18 protein-coding genes are annotated in these 17,810 nt (G+C 69.7%); 5 read left to right on the top strand and 13 right to left on the bottom strand.

The annotated features are described in order from the left end of the window. Positions 1-50: 50 nt before the first annotated feature. Complete coding sequence (locus BLQ77_RS29690; RefSeq protein ID WP_278184715.1) at positions 51-182, top strand: hypothetical protein; 132 nt, start codon at positions 51-53, stop codon at positions 180-182. A gap of 4 nt (positions 183-186) precedes the next feature. Here the strand turns inward: BLQ77_RS29690 and BLQ77_RS19780 are convergent, their stop codons facing one another. The 11 genes from BLQ77_RS19780 to BLQ77_RS19730 form a co-directional block, all read right to left on the bottom strand. Next, on the bottom strand, positions 187-948 hold the full coding sequence (locus tag BLQ77_RS19780) for an SDR family oxidoreductase (protein ID WP_008887504.1): 762 nt from the start codon (positions 946-948) through the stop codon (positions 187-189). After that, entirely contained in the window at positions 945-1,766 is an 822-nt protein-coding gene (locus BLQ77_RS19775; protein WP_089962378.1) for an alpha/beta fold hydrolase, read from the bottom strand. The genes BLQ77_RS19780 and BLQ77_RS19775 overlap by 4 nt, the downstream gene beginning before the upstream one ends. Then, the gene (locus tag BLQ77_RS19770) at positions 1,763-2,077 is read right to left on the bottom strand and encodes an NIPSNAP family protein (RefSeq protein ID WP_089962375.1); all 315 of its coding nucleotides are present in this window, start codon (positions 2,075-2,077) and stop codon (positions 1,763-1,765) included. The genes BLQ77_RS19775 and BLQ77_RS19770 overlap by 4 nt, the downstream gene beginning before the upstream one ends. 108 nt (positions 2,078-2,185) lie before the next feature. Further along, positions 2,186-3,496: a TRAP transporter large permease gene (locus tag BLQ77_RS19765; protein ID WP_008887371.1), complete on the bottom strand. Its 1,311-nt coding sequence runs from the start codon at positions 3,494-3,496 to the stop codon at positions 2,186-2,188. Further along, on the bottom strand, positions 3,496-4,041 hold the full coding sequence (locus BLQ77_RS19760; protein ID WP_089962373.1) for a TRAP transporter small permease subunit: 546 nt from the start codon (positions 4,039-4,041) through the stop codon (positions 3,496-3,498). Before BLQ77_RS19760 ends, BLQ77_RS19765 begins: the two co-directional genes overlap by 1 nt. A 161-nt stretch (positions 4,042-4,202) precedes the next feature. Further along, complete coding sequence (gene dctP / locus BLQ77_RS19755) at positions 4,203-5,255, bottom strand: TRAP transporter substrate-binding protein DctP (protein WP_089962370.1); 1,053 nt, start codon at positions 5,253-5,255, stop codon at positions 4,203-4,205. Positions 5,256-5,335: 80 nt separating this feature from the next. Further along, positions 5,336-6,139 (bottom strand): aspartate dehydrogenase, encoded by an 804-nt coding sequence (locus BLQ77_RS19750; protein ID WP_089962368.1) that lies wholly within the window; start codon positions 6,137-6,139, stop codon positions 5,336-5,338. Further along, positions 6,136-7,086: a 3-hydroxyacyl-CoA dehydrogenase gene (locus BLQ77_RS19745; protein WP_089962365.1), complete on the bottom strand. Its 951-nt coding sequence runs from the start codon at positions 7,084-7,086 to the stop codon at positions 6,136-6,138. The genes BLQ77_RS19750 and BLQ77_RS19745 overlap by 4 nt, the downstream gene beginning before the upstream one ends. Positions 7,087-7,113: 27 nt before the next feature. Next, entirely contained in the window at positions 7,114-7,500 is a 387-nt protein-coding gene (locus tag BLQ77_RS19740) for a cupin domain-containing protein (RefSeq protein ID WP_089962362.1), read from the bottom strand. 398 nt (positions 7,501-7,898) lie between these two features. Further along, complete coding sequence (locus BLQ77_RS19735) at positions 7,899-8,621, bottom strand: GntR family transcriptional regulator (protein WP_089962606.1); 723 nt, start codon at positions 8,619-8,621, stop codon at positions 7,899-7,901. A gap of 84 nt (positions 8,622-8,705) precedes the next feature. Beyond that, entirely contained in the window at positions 8,706-8,954 is a 249-nt protein-coding gene (locus tag BLQ77_RS19730; protein WP_278184714.1) for a DUF2867 domain-containing protein, read from the bottom strand. On the opposite strand from BLQ77_RS19730, the gene BLQ77_RS19725 reads away from it, so the two are divergent. Then, a complete protein-coding gene (locus BLQ77_RS19725; protein WP_089962358.1) occupies positions 8,954-9,439 on the top strand; it encodes an allophanate hydrolase-related protein in 486 nt (161 codons plus the stop codon). The genes BLQ77_RS19730 and BLQ77_RS19725 overlap by 1 nt on opposite strands. Positions 9,440-9,518: 79 nt before the next feature. On the opposite strand, the gene BLQ77_RS19720 is transcribed toward BLQ77_RS19725, so the two are convergent. After that, positions 9,519-12,281, bottom strand: coding sequence for an ATP-binding protein (locus tag BLQ77_RS19720; RefSeq protein WP_089962356.1), 2,763 nt, complete (start codon positions 12,279-12,281; stop codon positions 9,519-9,521). Between the two features lie 230 nt (positions 12,282-12,511). Here BLQ77_RS19720 and BLQ77_RS19715 point away from each other — a divergent pair, with 230 nt between their 5' ends. Both BLQ77_RS19715 and BLQ77_RS19710 read left to right on the top strand, forming a co-directional pair. Beyond that, complete coding sequence (locus tag BLQ77_RS19715; RefSeq protein ID WP_089962354.1) at positions 12,512-13,702, top strand: serine hydrolase domain-containing protein; 1,191 nt, start codon at positions 12,512-12,514, stop codon at positions 13,700-13,702. A gap of 212 nt (positions 13,703-13,914) precedes the next feature. Beyond that, entirely contained in the window at positions 13,915-14,892 is a 978-nt protein-coding gene (locus BLQ77_RS19710) for an NAD(P)/FAD-dependent oxidoreductase (RefSeq protein WP_089962350.1), read from the top strand. 201 nt (positions 14,893-15,093) lie between these two features. Here BLQ77_RS19710 and fdhA read toward each other — a convergent pair whose 3' ends face one another. Beyond that, complete coding sequence (gene fdhA, locus BLQ77_RS19705) at positions 15,094-16,275, bottom strand: formaldehyde dehydrogenase, glutathione-independent (RefSeq protein WP_008887486.1); 1,182 nt, start codon at positions 16,273-16,275, stop codon at positions 15,094-15,096. A 355-nt stretch (positions 16,276-16,630) separates the two neighbouring features. On the opposite strand from fdhA, the gene BLQ77_RS19700 reads away from it, so the two are divergent. Beyond that, the gene (locus tag BLQ77_RS19700; protein WP_089962347.1) at positions 16,631-17,800 is read left to right on the top strand and encodes a glutathionylspermidine synthase family protein; all 1,170 of its coding nucleotides are present in this window, start codon (positions 16,631-16,633) and stop codon (positions 17,798-17,800) included. The last annotated feature ends 10 nt before the right edge of the window (positions 17,801-17,810 follow it).

Here is a 17,810-nt window from a genome sequence, read left to right as displayed (position 1 = left end):
ACACGCCCACCACCTGTCCGAGCCTCATCGCCCGTTTCCCCGAGCGCGCGATGAAGCTCGACTGGTTCCTCTCCCGCGGCCTGACGCTGGAAACGGTCGAGATCCGGCCCTCGCCGGGTCCCGACGGCACCCCGCTGTCGGATCACGACGCCATCGTGGCCCGCGCCGAGGCGATCGGCTAGGTGCTCAGCGGATCGTCCAGCCGCCGTCCACCACCAGCGTCGAGCCGGTGCAGAAGGTGGCATCGTCGCTTGCCAGGAAGAGGATCGCCCGGGCGATTTCTTCCGGGCGGCCGAGGCGGCCCATGACCTGCCGGTCCTCGAGCCCCTTGCGCAGTGCTGCCGCGTCCGGGGACTTGGCGAAGATCTCGGTGAAATAGGGGGTTTCGATGGTGCCCGGCGCGACGCAGTTCACCCGGATCATGTCGTCGGCGTGGTCGATGGCCATGGCGCGGGTCAGCGCCGCCACCGCGCCCTTGGACGCCGTGTAGGCCGCGCGGTTGGCGATGCCCACGATGGCGCCGCCCGAGGCGGTGTTGACGATGATGCCGCCGCCCTGCGCCGCGAAGATCGGCACTGCGTGCTTGCAGCCGAGAAACACGCCGCGCACGTTGACGGCAAACAGCGCGTCCCAGTCCTCGACCGAGGTGTCGGCCACGGTGCCGGCAAAGCCGTAGCCGGCGTTGTTGACGAGGATGTCGAGCCGTCCGTGGCGGGATTTTACCCCGTCGAGCAACGCCTTGACCTGATCCTCCTGCGAGACGTCGACCGCCACCGCCTCGGCAGCGGCCCCATCGGCGGCCAGCTCGAGCGCCACCTTGGCGGCGGCGTCGGCGTCCCGGTCGGCGACGACCACGTGGGCGCCCTCGGCGGCAAAGAGCTTCGCGGTCTCGTGCCCGATCCCGGAGGCCGAGCCCGTCACCACGGCGATTTTCCCGGCAAGTCTCATCGTTCAGTCCTTTCAGATGTCAGTGGGGCGTCCAGCCAGTCGGTCGCGATCGCGACGAAGGCATCGGTGCGCGAGGCGGGGTAGAAATGGCCGCCGTCGGGCAGCATCCGCAGCGCGGCACCGGGCAGGTGGCGCGCGAGTTCTTGCTGCAGGAAGGCGGGCACGATCATGTCGTCCTGCGCGCCGATGATGGTGGTCTCGGCGGTCACCGCGCCGATCTGGTCGCTGCCGTCGAAATCGAGCAGTGCGCGGATGCGCTCGGCCACGATGGCCTGCGTCCCGGGGTCCGCGGGCGGGTTGGCGGTGGCGCGTTCGTACTTGTCCCAGTGGCTCTCGAGCCAGCCCGGCGCGTAGGAGAGCAGCGCGGCGCTCTCGGCGTAGGCCCTGGGATCGCGGTGCAGCAACCCGAGGCGGAATTCGAAGAGCGCGGTCAGGTAGTTGCCGGGCTTCAGCCACGCGGCGCTGAGCGCCAGCCGCTCTACCCGCTCGGGCGCTGTTGCGGCGATGGTCTGCACGATGCAGCCGCCGGTCGAGTGGCCGAGGAAGGCGGCGCGGCTCAGCTCCAGCGCGTCGCAGATCGTCAGCACGTCCCTGGCCAACTGCGCGATGTTCACCGGGGCGCTGCCGCGGGTGGAGCCGGCGATGCCGCGCTGGTCGAAGGTGATGAGTTCGAACCGGTCCTGCAGCCGCGCGATCACCGGGTCCCAGAACCCCGCCGTCCCGCCCAGCCCGCTGACCAGAACCACCGGCGCGCCGCGGCCCTGACGGCGCACCTTCAAGACCGCGCCGTCGCCGGTTTCGACCGTGAGCGGGGTCATTGCAGCGGCGAGAAGCTGGTGGGCGTGAGGATCCGGGTGTTCTGGGTCTGCAGCAGCCCGTCGACCCGCGCGAGGTATTCGGACCATTCCGGGTCCGCAAGCATCGCCGCCCGCATCTCGGCCCGCTGGTCGAGGCTCTCGTAACTCCAGAGTGCGACGACGTGGTTCAGCTCGCCGATCTCGGTGGTGAAGTAGCCGATGAAGGTGCCGAGATACTTCTTCTGAATCTCGACACCGTAGTCGCGATAGAGCCCGACGAAGGTGTTCAGCTTGCCGGGTTTGATCGCGTAGTCGCGTTCCTCGTAGATCATGGTGGCTCCGGTGTTCGGCGTGAGTGGCGGCGTGGGTGTTCGGTGTGAGTGGTGGCGTGGGTGGGGACGGTCCCGGCGAAAATTGCCGGGACCGGGCAGGCAGGGGCGTCAGCCGTAGATCAGCTTGGGCATCCAGGTCGCGAGCGCGGGGAACAGGATGACCAGCGCCAGGACGATCAGCTGGCAGCAGATGAAGGGAATGACGCCCCAGTACATCTGCTTCAGCGTCATTGTAGGCGGCGCGATGGCGCGCAGGTAGAAGATCGACGGTGCCATCGGCGGGGTCAGGTAGCTGGTCTGCAAAGTGATCAGGAATACGATGGAGAACCACAGCAGGTCGACGTTGTAGGCATTGAGGATCGGCACCGAGATCGAGGTCATGATGAGCACGATCGAGGTCAGCTCCACCGCGAAGCCCAGCACGAAGGTGATGATCAGGATCAGCGCGATCACGCCCCCGGCCTCGAAGCCGAAGCTGTCGAGGAAGCTGCGGATGGCCATCATGCCGCCCGAGGCGAAGAGCACGCCCGAGAACATCACGCCTGCCAGCACGATGGCGAGGATCATCGCCGTCAGCGACACGGTCTGCAGCGACGCCGCGAGCAGCATCCTGAACGTCAGGCGGCGGTAGAAGGCGGCCAGTACCAGCACCCCGAAGGAGCCGCAGGCGGCGGCCTCGGTCGGCGTCGCGAGTCCGCTGAAGAGCGTGCCCAGCACCAGCGCGATCAGCACCACCGGCGGCACCAGCGCCTTGAGCGTGAAGGTGATCTTCTCGCCGAGCGTGTGGGTGTCTGGATCGGTGTCGCGCGGCGCAAGCTCGGGCTTCAGCGTGGCCGAGAGGATGATGTAGAGCGAGAACATCGCCGCCATCATCAGGCCCGGCACGAGGATCCCCGCCATCAGGTCGCCCACGGGCAGCGTCATGATCGGGGCCAGCACGATCACCGGGATCGACGGCGGGATCACCGTGCCCAGAGAGCCGCCGGCGCAGATCGTGCCAGCAACCAGAGAGTTGTCGTACTTGCGCTTGAGCATGCCGGGGATCGCCAGCATCCCCACCAGTGTCTCGGTGGCGCCCACGACGCCCGAGGCGGCGGCGAAGATCGTGCACATCACCAGCGCGGCGACGGCGAGGCCCCCGGGCAGGCGGCGGGTCCACATGTAGATGGCGTCGAACAGGCGCTCGGCGATGCCCGCGCGCTCGAGGATGGCGCCCATGAAGATGAAGAGCGGGATGGCGCCCAGCACGTAGTTCGAGGCGACCTCGTCCACGCGCTGCGCGAACTGGCGGAAGACGATATCCTCGAAACGGATGAAGCCGAAGATCGCGGCCACCAGCATCATCGAGAAGGCGATCGGGATGCCGAGCGCGATCAGCACGATCAGCGCCGGGAACATCAGAAGGACGGCGTCTCCCATCACGCGGCCCCCGCCTTTTCGTCGACGGTCGCGTCGGGGTGGCTGGGCGGCTTGCCGCCCGAAAGCACCAGCAGCGCCTCGAGGAACCGCCCGAAGACCTGCAGCGAGAACAGCGCGAAGCCCACGGTGTAGACCAGCCGGAACGGCCAGACCTTGGGGTTCCACGCCGACAGCCCCGAGCCCTCGCCGGTGCGATAGGTGCGGGCCACGCCCTCGCCCAGCGTGATGGTGAGCCAGACCAGCAGAACGGTCATGCCGCCGAAGGCCAGCACCTCGATCACCGCGTTGACGCGGGCGGGCAGCAGGGAGGGCAGGATGTCGACGTTCACGTGGGCGTCGTTGCGCAGGCAGTAGGACAGGCCCAGCGTGAAGATCGTGCCCATGAGCATGTAGCTGATCTCGAACGCCCACTGGGTTGGCGCGGAGAAGACGTAGCGGCTGACGACCTCGTAGACCATGGCGAAGACGAGCGGCACGAGCAGGAGCGCCGCGATCCGTCCGGACCAGAGCGATATGGTTTCGATGATGGAGATGAGTGTCCTCAAGGCGGGCTCCTCGGGTCCGGGGCAGATCGTCGTTGAGTGTTCACCCGTCACGGCGCGAGCGGGTGCGCGGGCTGGGCGAACGGAAACATCCGGCGGGTGGCCCGCCGGGGACGGTGGGGCGATCCGGGCGCGGCGGGAGGTGCCGCGCCCGGGGTCAGGACTTAGCGGGAGCCCGGCGCGAAGCGGAACTCGGAGAGGCCCGAGAGACCTTCGAGGAAGGCGGACTGGTCCTCGTAGACCTTCTTGAACCACTCGTTCGAAGCGGATTGCTCGACGGCCCATTCGTTCGACGCGGCGGTTGCGGCCTCGACGAGGCTCTCGTCGATCTTCACCATCTCGACGGGGGATTCGGTCTTCAGCGTCTCGAAAGCGGCAAGGTCCATCTCGGCATAGCCGAGGTAGGTGTCGAGCATGGTCAGGCGGCCGGCGATCTCCATGAGCTTCTGGTCGCTCTCGGGGATCTTGTTCCAGGCGGTCTCGTTGAAGATGCAATCATGCACGGCCGCACGCGAGTGCACGCCGGGCATCATCATGTAGGGTGCGATCTTGTCGAAGCCTTCCTGCAGGTTGCCGCCCGGGCCACCCCATTCGATGGCGTCCACCACCTGGCGCTCGAGCGCCGAGAACACCTCGGAGCCGGGCAGGGTGACGGTCGAGACGCCGAGCTTCGGCGCGATCTCGGCCCAGGCCGAGGAGGTGCGCAGTTTGAGGCCTTGCAGGTCCTCGGGCGTCTGCACCTTCTTGTGCGAATGCATGAAGACCTCGGTCTCGGTCACGCCACACGGGATGGCGACCACGTCGAACACGTCGGCGCGCCACTCTTTCCACAGCTCGAGCCCGTTCCCGTTATACATCCACATCATGTATTCTTCCGGGGTCGGGCCGCCCGGCCAGCCGCCGAAGAGCGCGCTGGTGCGGTCCACCGACCAGTCGTAGCCGCCCCAGGCGTGGCCCATGTCGGCGATGCCCATCTGCACCGTCTCGGTGACGTCGAGCGCCGGGCCGAGCGCGCCGGCGGGGAAGACGTTGATCTTGACGCGGCCCTCGGTCAGGTCCTCGACGTTCCTGGCGTAGCTTTTGGCACCGATCTCGAGCCAGTGGCCGCCGGCCCACGGCGTGGCCATGCTCAGCTCGACGGTGTCCTGCGCAGAGGCGGTGCCGGCGACGCAGACGGCAAGCGCCGTGGCCGCGGTGGTCTGAACCAGTTTGTTCATGGGTGTCTCTCCTGTTGGTGTCTTTTGCTTTGGTTGGGTCGTGAGGGGCGGGGCCACCCCTGGCGCGGCGCCCCCGGTCGTCATTGCAGTGTTCCGAAGTGGCGCAGCGTGGCGGCGACGAGGCTGTAGGCGGTGATCGCCGAGGTCTTCGGGTTGGCGGGATCGGGGGCGTTGCAGAACCGCATGGCGCTGTCGCCGAGCGGGCCCTCGATCCGGATCTCGTGGGTGTTGCCGGTCGCCGCCGGATCGGCGAGGACCTGCACGCTTGTGCGGTCGAACCCCGCCGCGAGCGCGATGGTCAGCCCCGCGTTGAGGTTCTTCGGATAGCGCGCGGCGGCCTCGCGGGCGTCGCCCTCGAACAGCGTCACGGGGCCTTTCTGCGCGGCCTCGGACAGGCCCAGCGTCGCCAGCTCCGCGACCCAGGCGGCGGGCGGCTTGCGTGAGATGTAGGTCACGCGGGTCTCCGGGCGCAGCGCGGCGGCGGCGATGTGGTCGATGCCGCCCACGGCGCCCGAGGGCACCACCAGCCGGCTGCCGGTGCGGTCGCAGAGGCACTTGATGCGCTCATGCAGCGCCGCGTCCTGCAGGGCGCCGACCGACGCCGCGACGATGTCGATGCCGGCCGCGAGACAAGCGGGAGCGAAGGCGGCAAAGGCGTCGGCCGAGGCCGCCTCGATCACCGCGTCCGGGCGCCAGTCGAGCAGCGCTTCGAGATCGCCAAGCGCCTCGGCGCCCGGTCCGAACCCGCCCGCGGGCACGCTGCGGGTGACGATTCCCAGCGCGTGGCCCGGCTGCGCCAGCAGCAGGCGCGCCACCGACTGCCCGATCGCGCCGTAGCCGATCAGCCCGACGCGCCACACGGGATCTGCCGCTGCTGCGCTCATGCCCGGTCCACGCTGCCGCGTTCGGCCTTGAGCGCCCGCAGCGCGAGGATCGATTGGTCGCGCCACGCGACCTTCTCGGGCAGCGCCTCGACCGGGATGCGGCCGCGGGTGTAGGCCTCGAGCGCGTCCACGGTTTCGGGCGGGAGAATGTCGCCGAGCCCGTAATCCCTGGCGCGGTCAGTGAACAGGAAGCCGTAGCGCTCGAGATACTGACGGATGCCGCCGGGCGCGTTGAGATCGACCCCCTCGAGCGGCCCGAGGAAGGCCCAGCGAAGCCCGAAGCCCTGGCTGATGATGGCGTCGATGTCGCGCGGGTCGATCAGCCCGTCGCGCAACAGCGTGAGCATCTCGACCACCAGCGCCGCCTGCATCCGGTTCAGCACGAAGCCCTCGACCTCCTTGCGGATGTGCACCGGCGTCTGGCCGCAGGCGCGCATGAAGGCGGTGGTCTCCTCCATCACCCAATCGGCGGTGAAGGGCGCGGGGCAGAGCTCGGTCACCGGCAGCAGGTGCGGCGGCGTCGCCGGGTGTGCGACGATGCAGCGGTCGCGGCAGGGCAGGTCCTGCGCGAAATGCGAGACCGGGAAGCTCGAGGTGGTGGTGGCGAGGATCGCGCGCTCGGGGGCGCAGTCGTTCAGCGCGGCGAAGATCGCCTTCTTGCTGTCGAGCTTCTCCTCGATGCACTCGTGCACGAAATCGGCCCCGGCAACGGCGGCCTCGAGGCTGTCGTGCAGGCTGATCCGGGCGAGCACCGCGTCGACGGTGTCGGTGTCAGCGAGAAGCGAGGCCGAGTCCTCGGTGGTGGTGCGCAGCCGCTCCATGGCGGTGGCGCGGAAGTCGTCGCTGCGCTCGTAGATCGCCACGTCGAGGCCGGCACGGGCGTATACGATCGCCCACGAGCTCCCGATCACGCCGGATCCCAGAATTGCAGCCTTGCGGATGGTCATGTCGCGTTTCTCCCGGGCTCGGTTGGGTCAGCGCTTGGGCGCGTAGCGGCGCGACAGCTCGGCGCGGTCGTCGTAGCTGGCCTCGAACACCGCGGCGGCGAGCGTCGCGCGGACGTGCAGCACGTCCTCGCCGATGTTCTTGAAGCCGTGGCGCGCGCCGCGGGGGATCAGCACGGACTGGTTTGCGGTGACCGTGAAGGAGGCGTCGTCGAGCCAGATTTCTGCTGTGCCTGCAATGACTTCCAGAACTTCCTCGACGGCGTGCTCGTGGATCGGAGCGCCGAGGCCGGCGTCGCACCACTGCTCGAAGATGCAGAGCTGGTGCGCCGAGGTCAGGGCCGAGGTCCGCATCTGCGTCCGCACCCCGTCCCGCCAGGTTTCGAGTTCTGCAACATTGTGGTCCTGGACCGTCATCGGGGCATTCCTTTGCAATTCGGCATGACCCCGGGGCGCCCGGCATGGCCGGGCGGCGGGGTGATTTCAGAGAGGTGCGGCCGGCGAGCGTGTCGGAGGGCCGCGGCAGCCGTGGTATGGGTTTACGCTACGTTTTATACAATTCTGGGAAAGAGGAAATTTTCGTGCCCGGAAAAAGATGCGAATTTACCACAGATTTCTGCCGAAAATATGTGCAATTCGGCGGAAGTTCGGGGGGCTCCGGCGTCGGGAGCCGGGTATCGCAGGGATTTGGGGCCGGAATCGCTTCTCGGCGGCCTCTCCAATGGGGCGGAGGGGCCGTAATCTGGTCTCTTCGCTGAGGGGCTGGGATTCCCGCGCGATCCGATTGGCCCCGGGCTGCGCCGCCGGTCGAGTGCTCAGCGGCGGTCGCCCAGCACCACCATGAGCTCGTCGCGGGCGAGCAGGATATGCTCGGACATGACGCGGCGTGCCTCGTGCACGTCGCGCTCGGCGCAGGCGCGCAGCAGGCGGCGGTGCTCCCGGTCTGCGCCGCGCTTGGTGCTGTCGGTCAGGCTCATGTGCATGCGCACGTAGCGCCCGCCGCTGCGGTGCAGGGTCTGGATGATGCGCATGGTCCGGTCGCGGCCGGCGGGTTCGAGAAGGATGCGGTGAAACAGCCAGTTCTGTTCGCCCCATTCCCGCGCATCCACCGTATCGTGGTGATTTCCTTCAAGTCTATCAAGTACTTCCTTGGCGTCCGCCAAGTGCTTGCGCTTCAGGTGCGGGATCGCGCGCATGATCAGGTCCGACTCGAGCATGGCTCGCAGGTCGAACTCTTCGCTGATCTCGGCGAGCGAGAGCTTCGAGACGGTGTAGCCGCGGTTCGCCTGCTGCCGCACCAGGCCTTCACCCTCGAGCTGCAGCAGGGCCTCGCGCACGGGGATGCGGCTCGCGCCGTAGCGCGCGGCCAGCTGGTCCTGCCGCAGCGGTGTGCCCTCGGGAAGCGCGGCGGAGAGAATGTCCTCGCGCAGAGAGTCGAGGATGCGGGCGTGAAGCGTGGGATAGGCCTCGCGTTGCGCTACGACGTCGCCGTCCAGCAGGGACGCGTTGGTCGAGGCGGCTACTTTCGGTTGCTTCATCGCGTGCGGGCTCCGGAACTGCCATTGGATCGGCTGTCGGAGCATAGACATTTTATACAATGATGGCCAGCGTCTTGCTGGCGGTCACGCGGACCCGGTGCGGGCCGCCCGCTCCTGCACCGTCTGGCGCAGATGCCGGATATGGCGCCCGACGGTGATCCTGTGCGCGATCCCGACCGGCAGCATGTAGATCCGGCAGTAGGCGTTGTGCGTCACGACCGAGGCGGTGACTGTGAGGCGGCGCGCGACCACCGTGAGGCAGATCATCACGTCGAGATGCCGGTGCGCTCGGTCAGCTCGCAGCCGCAGCGATGCAGCTCGAGGACGGGCCAATGGGCGCCACCGGCTGGGCGCGGCCCGCGGCGCATCCGCCTTCGGGCGAGGCCGGGCCGGAAGAGCTCGCGATCTTCGTCAGTGGTGCGCCCATGTCGGGCATGGCGCTGAACCGCGAGCTGGTGCCGCTCGGCGCCCGCTTCCTGCGCTCCTGCCTGACGGCGCCCTCCTACAAGCTCTGCGCGCTGGCGGGCGGCCCGCCGCAACGGACCGGGCTCAGCCGTCAGGCGCAGGGTAGCCGGGCGATCGCGGGCGGGCTCTGGGCGCTGCCGCTGCCTGCGGCGGGCCGCTTCCTTGCCGGGATCCCCGCGCCGCTGGGCCTCGGCTCCGTTGCGCTGCAGGATGGCTCCGAGGAGGTCGGGTTCATCTACGAGCCCATCGGCGTCGAAAGCGGCACCGATGTTTCCGAGCACGGCGGCTGGCGCGGCGCCCTCGAACAGCTTGCGGCCCCGAGGCGCATGACTGTGAGCGCCGCCTCGAAGTGACGCCGACGCCGCGCCCGGGGGTCCCCAGTGCCGCCGCGCGTGGGTCTCACGCGCGCGAGCCTCAGTCGCTCAGTCGCTCTCAGAACTCGCGAAGCTGAAGCGCGGCACGGGACTCGAAACCGGCGGCGCCCCGCGCACGGGCGATCTGCAGCGCCCGCTGAAGCGCCAGCCGGGCGAGGTCCGGGCGGGCCTCGGACAGCAGGAGCCGGGCGCGAAGACGGTGGAGCTCGGCGTGATACCAGCGCTCGCCGGTGCCCCGGACAATGGCCATGGCGCGGCGCAGGTGGAGTCGTGCCTCGGCGGGCGCGCCACCGACCACGGCGGCCTCCGCGGCGAGGCCGAGGCAGAAGGGCAAGGTCAGGCGCGCCTGCAGCGCCTCGTACTCGGCGAGGCCCTCGTCGATCAGCGCGGCCCCTTTCGGATCGCCGCCCATGGCCCGCGCCCAGCCGGTCAGCATCAGCCCGGCGGGCGACCAGAAGGGGATGTTCTCGGCCCGGCAGAGCGTGGTGAGTGCCTCGGCGCGGACCCGGCACAGCGCAACGTCGCCGCGCATCCGGGCGCAGACGGCGCCGCCCCAGTGCATCTGCGCCAGTCCGAACAGCTGCCCGCGCTCCTCGGCGAGTCTGCGGCCGATGGCGACGTGGCTCTCGGCCTTGGTCTCCTGGCCCAGCACCTCGTGCACACAGGCCGCGTACTGATGGCAGACGATCTCGGGATCCTCGCCGAAGAGGTGGTTCGCACCGCTTTGCAGTCCCCGTTCGCGGAGCGCCAGCGCCGCGCGGATCTGCGGCAGGGCATCGGTCAGGGCACCGCTGAAGAAGTGGGTCTGCCCCACGATGTTGTGCGCCGCCATGGCAAGCTCGCCGGAGGCGCGGGACGACAGCGCCTGCAGGTTCGCAGCCAGTTCCCCGGCGCGGGCAAGATCGGCGCGCGAGACGTGGTCGTTCCAGATCCCGGCCAGCACGGGAATGGCGCCGTCGACATCGCCGGCCTCCATTGCGAGCGCGCTGGCGCGGCGGTAGACCGTCCGCAGCTCTTCGCTGATGAACCCGTCCGAGACGATGAGCGCTGCCCCGAGCCCGAGCAGCGGCCGCAACTCGCAATTCCCGCGCTCGGCAGAGGTGGAGGGCGTGCCGTGGGACTGGCGGCGGCAGAGGTCCAGCGCCGTGCGGAACTGCTGCGCTGCCTCTGGCACGGCACCGCGGGCCAGCGCCCGCTCGCCACAGATCGTGCGGTATTGCACCGCGCGCGGCCAGTCGGCGCCGCGTTCGAAATGATCGGCCAGCAGCGGCGCCACCTCTTTGACCGCAGCGCGATAGCCGGCCTCGAGCCGCAACCCGATGCGGCGGTGGGTGCCCTGCCGGTTGGCAGCGGGCATCGCCGCGTAGAGCGCCTCGTGGTGAAGCGCGTGGCGGAAGGCGAAGCGCGTGGCATGGGTGCCGTCCGGTCGCCGGCTGACGCCCGCGTGCTCGATGAAGCGACGGTTGCGGGCGAGGTGCTCGAGCTGGCGCTCGGCCTCTTCCAGCGCCTCGCGGTCGTCGGCGAGGTCGATGGCCGAGAAGCTGGGCCCGGCCACGCTCGCCACCTCGAGAAGAGTGCGCTCCTCGGGGTGGAGCTGGCCAACGCGGTCCTCTTCGATCAGTGCCCGCATGTCCTGAGCGATGCTGCCCGCGAGTTCGTCTGGATCCCGCGTCAGCTCCCAGCCGTCGCCGGATGACCGGATGGCGCCCTCGGCCAGCCAGTGCTCGACGGCGGAAGCGACGAGCATGGCGTGCCCCTCGGTGCGGCGCGCGAGGGCCCCTGCCAGCGCGGTCGGAAAGGCGCTGCCCAGAAAGCGTTCCCTCAGGTAGTCCGAGACCGCCGCCTCGGAGAGCCCGCCAAGTGTCAGTCCGCGGGTGCCCGGCTGGCGGGCGAGCTGGCGCAGGCTGTCGGCCAGATCGCGGGACCGGTCGAGCGCGTCGTCGCGGTAGGTCCCGATCACCATCAGCCGCGAGGGCCGCTGCTGCATGCCCCACTGCGCGAGCCACGCCAGCGTGCTGGGATCGGCCCAGTGCAGGTCCTCGAGCACCAGCACGCCGGGGCGGGTGCGGGTCAGGCGCTCCATCAGGTCGGAGAACTCACGCCGCATGGTGTCGGTGTCGACGGGTCCGCCCTGTGTGCGGGTGCCCGCGCCCGATAGCTGCCCGGCCCAGGACGGCGCCACCCGCCGGAGATGCCGCGCCAGCGTCTCGGCCTCGGGACCGGTGGAGAGCCCTGCGAGCGCGTCGAGCAGCAGCCCGTAGGGCTCGCGCGCGCCGGGGTGCACGATGGCCTGCCCGCGCGCGACCCAGAGCGGCCTGTGGGTCGGCAGGCGGGCGGTGAAGGCGTCCAGCAGGCGGGTCTTTCCCGCCCCCGCCTCGCCCGCCACAAGCGCCAGCGCACGGTGGCCGCGCCAGCAGGCCTCGGCGCCGTCGAGCAGGACCGCCAGCTCGGCCTGCCGTCCGACGCAGAGCGCGTCAGAGCGCTGCGCGGGGCCGGGGGTGTCGCCGTGGGTCGGGATCGGGCGGGTCAGGCGGTAGCCGCGGCGGCCCTCGGTCTCGATCAGCCCGGCGCCCGCGTCGCCGTCGTCGAACAGGACGCCGATCAGGTGACGCAGCTCGCGGATGCATTGCTTGGGGCCTGCCTGGCTGCCGTGGCCGCTGCCCCAGACCATCCGGCGCAGATCGTCCTGGCTTACGACCTCGCCCTGCCGTTCGATGAGAGCCGCAAGCACCGCCAGGGTCTTGGGTCGCAGCCCGACAGCGCGACCGCCGCGGAACAGGGCGCCGCCGGAAAGGTCGAGTGCGATGTCTTCCGAAACCATACCCGGTTGATTTTCCTGCGTTACAACGTGATCGGTGTCGTGGGCGCAGTAGGAAAACGCCGGCCGGTATGAACGTTATACCAAAATTGAACCCGACGCTACTTTGAAGGCGCCCGCTCTTGCGCAAGACAGGGATCCGGCACGAGAGCTGGATGGGGTGTAAGCAGATGTTGAGTATCGGACCGGGCGTATCAGTAGGGCGGCTTTCGCGGGCGGTCGCGGGCGGGGCGATGGCGATGCTGCTGACGGGCGGCATGGCAAAGGCGGGCGCCTGCGTGGCGGACCCGGTCGCGGTCAGCGCCCGGCCCGCAGTATCCTCGGGCCTGCCGCCCGTGCCGCCGGAGCAGGCCGAAGCGCTGGAGGCAGCGGTGCGCGCCGCCTTCCCCGAGGCGGCGACGCCCGGCATCATCGCCGGTGTCATGACGCCCGAGGGGATCTGGACCGGCGCCTGGGGCGCGGCGGATCCCGACGGCGGCGCGCCCATGGAAGTGGGCATGCACACCCGCATCGGCTCGGTCACCAAGACCTTCACCGGCACCGTGCTCCTGCAGCTGGCCGAGGACGGGGCGCTGTCGCTCGACGATCCCATCGGGCGCTACGTCGAGAGCCTGCCCAACGGCGACCGCATCCGCCTGCGCCAGCTGGCGACCATGACCAGCGGGCTGCTCAGCTACACCCGCGCCGACGCCTTCCTCGACCGCTTCTTCGAGGATCCGGCGCTCACCTACACGCCCGGGCAGCTGGTGGATTTCGCCATTCCGGGCTCGCCTATCTTCGCCCCCGGTGCGGAGTTCGACTATTCCAACACCAACACGGTGCTGCTCGGCATGGTGATCGAACAGGTGACCGGGCAGCCCATAGGCGAGGTCTTCGCCGAGCGGGTCTTCGCGCCGCTGGGGCTCGGGGGGACGTTCTGGCCCGGCGCCGAAACCGCGCTGCCCGAGCCCTTCCCGCAGGGCTTCACCCTGCAGGGCAACGCGGCGACGCCCGAGGCGCCGTCCAACGCCACGCACTGGAACCCGTCCTGGGGCTGGACCGCGGGCGGCATGGTCTCGACCCTCGGCGACCTGCTGGTCTACGGACAGGCGCTTGGCACCGGGCGGGGGCTGCTCGGCCCCGAGACCCAGCAGGAGCGGTTGCGTTCCTTCCCCGAGCCCGCAGGCTATGGCCTTGCGATGGGGTGCGTGGACGGCTGGATCGGCCACACCGGCGAGCTGCCGGGCTACAACACGACGGTGTTCTACGACACGACAACCGATATCACCGTGGTGGTGCAGGCCAACAGCGACATCCCCTCGGGCGACTGCGGCGACGAGGCGGTGCTGCCCGACAACCCGACGGGCATTGCCTGCGCCTCTCCGGCCAGCCGCGTGTTCGGGGCGCTCTCCGAGGCGCTCGGCCACCCGTTCGCGATGCCATAGCCATTCGCGGGGGCGGCTTTTGCTGCGTCGTCGCATGGGAAACAGCCCGCCGGGCGGCAACCTTTGCGAGCCCCCGGCGTTTCCCCTTCCGTTCGTGGCCCCCGCGCCCGCGTTCGGATTTCAGGGCCCCGCCACAGGCGGGGAAGACAAGTTCTTTCAGTATTTGCCCTCCGGCGCGCGGTCGCCGGCGGGCCTACCGACGGCAGGCAAAGATGACATATGGACGATCCTACGATGCCATCGTGGCGGGCACCCGGCTGGCGGGATGTGCGGCGGCGATGCTGCTGGCGCGGCAGGGCTTGCGGGTGCTGGTGATCGAGAAGACGCGGCACCAGATCGCTCCTGCGCTGCCGGTGGGGCTGCTGCCCGGCACGGTGCGCTTCCTGCGGCGCTGGGGGCTTTTCGAGGCGATCCAGGGCGCCGGCACGCAGGCGATCACCCGAACCACCCATGTGCATGGCGATCTCGCCATCGACATGCCGCTCATCGGCCGGGGCCGCGCGATCTATGCGCCGAGCCGGCAGCTGCTCAAGACCTTCCTCGTGCAGGCGGCACGGCAGGCGGGGGTGGCGTTCAGCTACGAGACCGCGGTCCGGGGCGTGCTGCTCGACAGTTGCGGCGCGGTGAGTGGCCTGCGGGTGAGCCGCGGCGACGGTCCCGAAGACGACGTGACCGCGGGCCTCGTCATCACGACCGACCGGCAGCGGCCCGAGGCGCACCGCTCGGCGGATTGCCTCTATCAGTATGTCCGGGGTGCGAGCCCGCGCGGGCTGCGCTGGCATCACGGCAAGGGCGTCTGGGGCGGGCTGATCCCGAGCAGCGAGGGGCTCACCTGCGCGGTGATGGCCGGGCCTGCCGTGCGCGACGGCGGCGCGGGTCCGCTGCACGACCTCGCGGCGGCGCAGCTTCCGTCCATGGCGACTGAGCTGCGCGGCGGGATTGCGGTCGGGGCAGGGGCGGCGAGGGGGATGCTGCCCGCCGGGCGCCTGCACGGCTGGGCGATGGCCGGAGGCCCGGGCTGTGCCCTGGGGCCGCTCGCCGGGCAGGACATCTCGCGCGGGTTCCACGATGCGCAGGCGCTCTGCGATGCAATTTCTGGCGGCGCTCTCGACAGCGTGGCGCTGGGGCCCGAGACCCGGTCGCTGAAGCTCCTGCGTCGGGGCGGCGAGGCGCTCCGCGTCGGCCGGTGAAGCAATGCGCGTGCCGAAGTGAGGCCCGACCGAAAAGCCGCGCGGCGCGGTGAAGCGGGGACTGGGGGCGGTGCCCCGCCTCGGGCGGGTCGGGTCCGTGGGGGGCTCGGGGCCCTTGCCCGGCGTGACGCCCCTCGCCGCAGCGGGGGGCGGGCGCAGCTGTGCCCCGGGCCTGACGCGGCCCGGGATCCAAGCGAGGCGTCAGGAGGCCAGCAGGCCGTGCGGGTCGAGCACGAACTTCTTCGCCACGCCGCTGTCGAAGCTGGCATAGCCCTGCGGCGCCTCGTCGAGCGGGATGATCGTCGCGTTGACGATGTCGGCGATCGGCAGGCGGTCGTGCAGGATCGCCTGCATGAGCTGGCGGTTGTAGCGCAGCACCGGGGTCTGGCCGGTGTGGAAGGTCTGCGCCTTGGCCCAGCCGAGGCCGAAGCGCATCGACAGGTTGCCGGTCTGCGCGGCCTTGTCCTCGGCGCCGGGATCCTCGGTCACGTAGAGGCCGGGAATGCCGATGCCGCCGGCGACGCGGGTGATCTCCATCATCTGGTTCAGCACGATGGCGGGCTGCTCGCCGCCCGAGTGGCCACGGGCTTCGAAGCCCACCGCATCGATGGCGGCGTCGACCTCGGGCGCGCCGGTGATCTCGGCGATCATCTCGGGCAGGTTGTCGCTTTTCGACAGGTCGACCGGGGTGAAGCCCACCTTCTCGGCATGCGCGAGGCGCTCCTTGTTGAAGTCACCCACCATCACCACCGCGGCGCCGAGGATGCGCGCCGAGGCAGCCGCGGCCATACCGACCGGGCCCGCGCCCGCGACGTAGACGATGGAGCCCACGCCCACGCCCGCCTGCAGCGCGCCATGGAAGCCGGTGGGCAGGATGTCTGACAACATGGTGAGATCGCGGATCTTCTCCATGGCGCGGTCCCGGTCCGGGAACTTCAGCAGGTTGAAGTCGGCGTAGGGCACCATGACGTAGCGGGCCTGCCCGCCGATCCAGCCGCCCATGTCGACGTAGCCATAGGCCCCACCCGCGCGCTCGGGGTTCACCGTGAGGCAGACGCCGGTGTCGCCCTCGCGGCAGCAGCGGCAGCGCCCGCAGGCGACGTTGAAGGGGACCGACACGACGTCGCCGACCGAGAGCATCTCGACGTCCGAGCCGACCTCGACGATCTCGCCGGTGATCTCGTGACCGAGCACGAGCCCGGGCTGTGCGGTGGTCCGCCCGCGCACCATGTGCTGATCCGAGCCGCAGATGTTGGTCGAGATGACCTTCAGGATCACCGCGTGCTCGAGTTTGCGACCGTCAGGCCCGTGCAGTTTCGGGTCGTCGATCTTCTGGACCTCGACCTTGCCGGGGCCCGTGTAGACCACACCGATATTGCTCATGTCTCTTCTCCTCCATAGAGCCGCAAGCACCGGAATCCGTTCTTTATCAGACGCTTGCCGCCGAAAACTGTTCGCCAACACACGCCCGGGGCTACCGGTCTGCTGCGGTGATTTGGACAGGAATCGCGCGACTCGCACACGCTGGGAAACGACATGCGCGCAGCGTGAAGCGACAATCGTGCGGGCCGCGTCCCGGGCGCCGGGCGACGGCGGTTTTCTGCTGCCCGCCGCTCGCCCGCAGCAAGGCATTCCGACCCGCCTTCACCGCAGGGCAGGGCGCCGATGGACGGTGGTTTTTGCCCGCCCCCTTCGGTATGGAAGGCCCCAAGGCAAGACCGCAACAATCGGGACAGAGATGGAAAAGATCACCCTGCCGGAACGTCCTGGCTGGAGGGCGCAGGCCGAGGAACTCGGCTTCACCTTCGCGGACATGCATGGCGAGCCCTACTGGGACGAGACCTCGGCCTACCGGTTCACGCTCGACGAGGTCGAGACGATGATCGAGGACCCGGCCACCGAGCTGCACGCCATGTGCCGCGAGGCCGCGGACCGCATCGTCGAGAGCGAGGAGCTGATGGAGCGGCTCGCCATCCCCGAGGCGCATCGCGATCTCGTGCGCGACAGCTGGCGGCGCGGCGATCCCGAACTCTACGGTCGTTTCGATCTGGCGCACGACGGGCAGGGGCCCGCGAAGCTTCTGGAATACAACGCCGACACGCCGACGTCGCTCTATGAAAGCGCCTCGTACCAGTGGCTCTGGCTGGAAGGTCAGCTCGAGCTCGGCGTGCTGCACACCGGCGACGACCAGTTCAACGGCATCCACGAGGCGCTGGTCGCCCGGTTCGCCGAGCTCTTCGCCGAGGACGAGCAGCTGCACTTCACCGCCGTCGCCGGCGCGCCCGAGGACTACGCCACCGTCGAGATGCTCGGCTGGGCGGCGCGCGAGGCGGGAATGGGGGCGCATTACTGCGACCTCGACAAGATCGGGCTCAGCGACGAGGGGCAGTTCGTCGATGACGAAAGCCGGGTGATCGGCACGCTCTTCAAGCTCTACCCGTGGGAGGACCTGCTGCGCGATCCCTACGCTGACCACGTCGCCCCGTCCGGCGTGCGGATGCTGGAGCCCGCGTGGAAGGCGCTGCTGTCCAACAAGGGCCTGCTGCCGGTGCTCTGGCAGATGTTCGAGGGTCACCCCAACCTGCTGCCGTCCTTCTTCGAGGACGACGCCGACATGAACGCGCCCGGCATGGACCGGGTGGTGCGCAAGCCGCTCTTCTCGCGCGAGGGCAGTTCGATCACGATCCGCGAAAATGGCGCGGTCACCGAGGCCTCGCCCGATGACAGCTACGCCCATCATCCCCATATCCTTCAGGCCTATCATCCGCTGCCGGTGATGGACGGGTTCCGGCCGGTGGTCGGTGCCTGGATCGTGGGGCAGTCCTGCGTCGGCATGGGCCTGCGCGAGGACCGGTCCCGCATCACACAGGACCTGTCGCGCTTCAAACCGCATTTCATCCGGGGCTAGGAGGTCCCTG

This window comes from Salipiger thiooxidans (assembly GCF_900102075.1).
Classification (GTDB): Bacteria; Pseudomonadota; Alphaproteobacteria; order Rhodobacterales; family Rhodobacteraceae; genus Salipiger; species Salipiger thiooxidans.
This window is presented reverse-complemented; position numbering and strand designations above follow the sequence as displayed.